The following is a 1,210-nucleotide window of genomic DNA, read 5'->3' on the forward strand; positions in this document are numbered from 1 at the left end:
CAATGCTCAGCCAAGCCTATACGTCTGGAATGCAAAAGGTGAAGACATCTTGCGCAAGATCCAGCGTGCGCGAGAGGCGATGGCATCACAGTCCAAAGAGAACGTTTTTTCTGAGGCAGCACACTAGCTGAATAATCACCTCTGTGCATGCTTATCTCAACTGGTTATCAAGCATTTAGGGGCTGTACAGCGAAGTTTTTTTGACATTGAGCGGCTATTTCTCGTAGGTGCCTATCTGGTGATTCTGGTTATGCCTATTGCTCTGACTGTTGTCTATTTTGGTTATCGCAATAACTTTTTTTCAGTGTCCGGTGTGAACATGGCCGGACAGCATCGTGCAATGCTTAATACCAGCACGGCTGTGCGACATCTGGGCATACCCCAATTCGTTGCCAGTTATTCTTGTAAATACTCCCTGGACTCCCGTTATGGATAATCGCAGCCCCGACCAGACTTATGTCATTACTGAAATCCAGAAGACACAGGATGAGTTCATCCGCATCCGTCGGCAGATCCATGCACACCCTGAACTGGGCTTTGAAGAGGTCGAAACTAGCCGCTTGGTTGCCGCCAATTTAAAAGAATGGGGATACGAAGTACATGAGGGGATGGGTGGAACCGGGGTGGTTGGGCGCCTAAAACTCGGCGATAGCCCAAAGAGCATTGGTATTCGCGCCGATATGGACGCCTTGCCGATAGAGGAGGCCACAGGGCTTCCCTATGCCAGCAAGTTTGTTGGAAAAATGCACGCCTGCGGCCATGATGGTCACACCGCAATCCTCTTGGCGGCGGCACATTATCTGGCCAAAACGCGCCGGTTCGCTGGCACTCTGAACCTGATCTTTCAGCCGGCCGAAGAAGGTCAGGGCGGAGCGTTGCGAATGATGGCGGATGGGTTGTTCGAGCGCTTTCCATGCGATGGCATCTACGCTTTACACAATACGCCAGGATTGCCGGTGGGTATGTTCGCTGTGCTGCCAGGTGCAGTAGCGGCGTCTTCCGATACTGTCACTATCACCCTCAAGGGCAAGGGCACACATGGTGCTAAGTCACACTTCGGTCATGATCCGATAGTGGCGGCTGCTAGGGAGACGCTGAACAATTAACCCGTTCGCACCGCCCCCATTGCCAAGCCGGTTTTTTTCAACCTGCCGGCCTTATTTTGCATTTCCAGGGCCGATTTTCGCCCTCATTTTGCTGATTTTCGGGT

Annotated in this window: 2 pseudogenes; both read left to right on the plus strand. The window is 52.1% G+C overall.

What is annotated here, in order from left to right:
- Nucleotides 1-127 (plus strand): annotated as a pseudogene (locus ACZYSM_RS29130) (IS630 family transposase); the annotation flags it as partial.
- Between the two features lie 301 nt (nucleotides 128-428).
- Nucleotides 429-1,097 (plus strand): annotated as a pseudogene (locus ACZYSM_RS29135) (amidohydrolase); the annotation flags it as partial.
- Nucleotides 1,098-1,210 lie beyond the last annotated feature (113 nt).

Source organism: Pseudomonas sp. F220, from assembly GCF_057813935.1.